The organism is Micromonospora sp. D75 (assembly GCF_018070405.1).
GTDB lineage: Bacteria > Actinomycetota > Actinomycetes > Mycobacteriales > Micromonosporaceae > Micromonospora > Micromonospora chalcea.
The window spans coordinates 1-3,337 of record NZ_JAGPXV010000642.1; the positions used below are offsets into that span (position 1 = coordinate 1).

Consider the following 3,337-nt stretch of genomic DNA (forward strand, 5'->3'; position numbering starts at 1 on the left):
GGCGATCCATCTGTGCATCGGGCAGGTGTACGCGACGAGCGTGTACAAGAACTCCCTGATCGCGCATTTCGACACAAGTCAGACGGCGATCGGGGTGATCTTCAGCATCGCGATCGTGATGCTGGGGTTGTCGGCCGCGGTCGCCGGTACGTGGGTGGAGGCGAACGGGCCGCGTAAGGCCATGTTCGTGTCGGCGTGTTTCTGGGCGGCGGGGTTCCTGGTCGGGGCGCTGGGCATCGCGACCGGGCAGCTGTGGCTGCTGTACCTGGGGTACGGGGTGCTGGGCGGGATCGGTCTGGGGATCGGGTACATCTCCCCCGTCTCCACGTTGATCAAGTGGTTCCCGGACCGGCCGGGGCTGGCGACCGGGCTGGCGATCATGGGGTTCGGTGGCGGGGCGATGGTGGCATCTCCCCTGTCCCGGCAGCTGCTGTCGTTCTACGACGCCGGGTACGACCCGTCGGACAGCGGTTCCACCGCGTCGGGCTCGGCGCTGGTGTGGCTGTTCGTGACGCTCGGCATCGGCTACTTCGTGATCATGATGTTCGGGGTGTTCAACGTGCGGGTGCCGGCGCCGCACTGGCGGCCGGCCGGTTTCGACCCGTCGACGGTGGCGGAGAAGCCGCTGGTGACCACGGCGAACGTGTCGGCGGCCAACGCGCTGAAGACGCGGTCGTTCTGGCTGCTGTGGGTGGTGCTGTTCTGCAACGTGACGGCGGGTATCGGCATCCTGGAGCAGGCCAGCCCGATGATCCAGGACTTCTTCCGCGACAACGGGACCTCGGCGGTGTCGGTGGCGGCGGCCGGCGGGTTCGTGGGAGTGCTGTCGCTGTTCAACATGGCGGGCCGGTTCGTGTGGTCGTCCACGTCGGATGTGATCGGCCGTAAGCCGATCTACGTGGTGTACCTGGGTGTGGGCATGGTGCTGTACCTGCTGCTGGCGCTGGTGGGGCAGACCTCGACGGCGTTGTTCGTGCTGCTGGCGTCCGTGATCCTGTCGTTCTACGGCGGCGGGTTCGCGACCATTCCGGCGTACCTGCGGGACCTGTTCGGCACGTTCGAGGTGGGCGCGATCCACGGCCGGCTGCTGACCGCGTGGTCGGCGGCCGGGGTGGCCGGGCCGCTGATCGTCAACGGGTTCCTCGACGCGCAGGGCGAGCCGGGCACGTTGACCGCGGCGGCGTACCGGCCGGCGCTGTTCACGATGGTCGGCGTGCTGGCCGTCGGCCTGGTGGCGAACCTGCTGGTGCGGCCGGTGCCGGAGCGCTACCACGAGCCGGCGTCGGGGCGGGACGGGACAGCGCAGGGGCCGACGGAGAGGAGCGGATCGTGAACGAGCACAGCGGTGGCGGGCAGCGGACCCGCCTGGTGGTGTCGTGGCTGGTGGTGTCGGTGCTGCTGGGCTACGGGGTGGTGCAGACGGTGATCACGGCGGCGAAGCTGTTCACCCAGTAGCGCAGAAGGCGAGGCGGCGGCCCGGGGCGGACACCCCGGGCCGCCGTCGTGTCAGAGCCCGCCGCCGACGCGCAGGACCGCGCCCGTGGTGTACGAGGCGTCCGGGCCGAGCAGGTGGGCGATCGCGCCGGCGACCTCCTCGGGTTCCCCGGCGCGGCCCATCGGGATCCGCCCGGCGGCGGAGTCGGGGCGGTCGGGCACGCCGGAGCGGGCGTGGATGGTGGTGCGGATGATGCCGGGGGCGACGGCGTTGACGCGGATGCCGTGCGGCGCGAGTTCCTTGGCGAGCCCGACGGTGAGGGTGTCGGTGGCGGCCTTGACGGCGGCGTAGTGGACGTACTCGCCGGGTGAGCCGAGCGTGGCGGCGACGGAGGAGACGTTGACGATGGCGCCGCCGCGGGTGAGCCGCCGGGCCGCCTGCTGGGCGCAGAGCACGTACCCGATGAGGTTGACGTCGACGACCTCGCGCAGGTCGTCGACGCGCAGGTCGGTGAACGGGCCGATCGGGCTGGTGACGCCGGCGTTGTTGACCAGGCCGGTGAGCGGGCCGAGCCGGTCGGCGGCGTCGAAGATGCGGCGTACCTGGTCCGGGTCGGTGGTGTCGGCGGCGACGGTGACCGCGCGGCGGCCGGCCGCGCGCACGTCGGCGGCCACGGATTCGGCGGCGGTGTGGTCGGCGCGGTAGCCGATGACCAGGTCGTGGCCCTCGGCGGCGAGCCGCCGGGCGGTGGCCGCGCCGATGCCGCGTCCTCCCCCGGTGACGATGGTGACGGAGGTCAATGCAATTCTCCCCTGCCTTGCGGTGGGGGCGACGTTACCGTGGGCGGGACCATCCGGGGTGGAGAGGACTGTCACATGGGGCGCGCGTTAGTGCTGGGTGGCGGCGGGGTCACCGGGGTGGCCTGGGAGCTGGGTCTGCTGGCCGGGCTGGCCGGGCACGGCCTGCGGTTGGACGAGGCGGAGCTGGTGGTGGGCACGTCGGCCGGGTCGGTGGTCGGGGCGCAGGTGCGTTCGGGAACGCCGGTGACGCAGTTGTACGAGGCGCAACTGCGGCCGCCCCGCGAGGAGGTGCCGGCGCGCCTCGGGACGGGGGTGCTGTTGCGCTGGGCGTGGGCCGGTGGGCGGGGCCGGGACGCGGCGCGGGCCCGGGCGCGTATCGGCGCGATGGCGTTGTCGGCGCGTACCCCGTCGGAGCAGTCGCGGCGGGCGGTGATCGCGGCGCGGCTGCCGTCGTCGGACTGGCCGGCGGCGCGGCTGCTGGTCACCGCCGTCGACGCGGCCTCCGGCGAATTCGTGGTGTTCGACGCGGACAGCGGGGCGTCGCTGGTGGACGCGGTCGGGGCCAGTTGCGCGGTGCCGGGGGTCTGGCCGCCGGTGACGATCGGTGACCGGCGTTTCGTCGACGGCGGCGTCCGGTCGCCGGTGAACGCGGACCTGGCGGCCGGGTGCGAGCGGGTGGTGGTGCTGGCGCCGACCCGTGCGGCGGTCGGACCGATGCCGCGGCTGTCGGCGCAGGTGACGGCGCGGCGGGCGGCCGGCGCGCGGGTGGCGGTGGTGTCGCCGGACCGGGCGGCACGCACCGCGATCGGCCGTAACGTGCTGGATCCGGCGCGGCGGGCCGCGTCGGCGCGGGCCGGGTTCGCCCAGGCCGACACGGTGGCCGACGAGGTGGCCGGGGTGTGGCGGTGACCGCGATCAGGAGTCGCTGGTCAGGCGCGCCAGCCGCCGGTTGAGGTAGCGCTGTTCGGGCAGGCTGCCGGTGAGCCGGGCGGCCAGCCGGTAGTGCTCGGCGGCGGCCTGCGGGTCGCCGTGCAGCTCCAGCAGGTGGGCGCGGACGGCGTGCAGCCGGTGGTGGCCGCGCATGGCCGGGTCGGTCAGCAGC

Annotated in this window: 4 protein-coding genes and 1 pseudogene; 3 read left to right on the top strand and 2 right to left on the bottom strand. The window is 73.5% G+C overall.

The window, feature by feature from the left end; all coding sequences use genetic code 11:
• Both KBX39_RS26960 and KBX39_RS33910 read left to right on the top strand, forming a co-directional pair.
• A partial coding sequence (locus KBX39_RS26960; protein ID WP_210873155.1) for an OFA family MFS transporter occupies positions 1 to 1,333 on the top strand: 1,333 nt, incomplete at its 5' end.
• The gene (locus KBX39_RS33910; protein WP_255361250.1) at positions 1,330 to 1,455 is read left to right on the top strand and encodes a hypothetical protein; all 126 of its coding nucleotides are present in this window, start codon (positions 1,330 to 1,332) and stop codon (positions 1,453 to 1,455) included. The genes KBX39_RS26960 and KBX39_RS33910, both read left to right, overlap by 4 nt.
• 51 nt (positions 1,456 to 1,506) lie before the next feature.
• Here KBX39_RS33910 and KBX39_RS26965 read toward each other — a convergent pair whose 3' ends face one another.
• Positions 1,507 to 2,235 (bottom strand): SDR family NAD(P)-dependent oxidoreductase, encoded by a 729-nt coding sequence (locus KBX39_RS26965; RefSeq protein WP_069089648.1) that lies wholly within the window; start codon positions 2,233 to 2,235, stop codon positions 1,507 to 1,509.
• A gap of 75 nt (positions 2,236 to 2,310) precedes the next feature.
• On the opposite strand from KBX39_RS26965, the gene KBX39_RS26970 reads away from it, so the two are divergent.
• Positions 2,311 to 3,144 (top strand): patatin-like phospholipase family protein, encoded by an 834-nt coding sequence (locus KBX39_RS26970; RefSeq protein WP_210873157.1) that lies wholly within the window; start codon positions 2,311 to 2,313, stop codon positions 3,142 to 3,144.
• A 6-nt stretch (positions 3,145 to 3,150) separates the two neighbouring features.
• Here the strand turns inward: KBX39_RS26970 and KBX39_RS26975 are convergent.
• A pseudogene (locus KBX39_RS26975) lies at positions 3,151 to 3,337 on the bottom strand (siderophore-interacting protein); the annotation flags it as partial.

Coding starts and splice junctions, on each gene's coding strand:
- KBX39_RS26970 (WP_210873157.1), top strand. CDS start 2,311: ATGGGGCGCGCGTTAGTGCTGGGTGGCGGCGGGGTCACCGGGGTGGCC.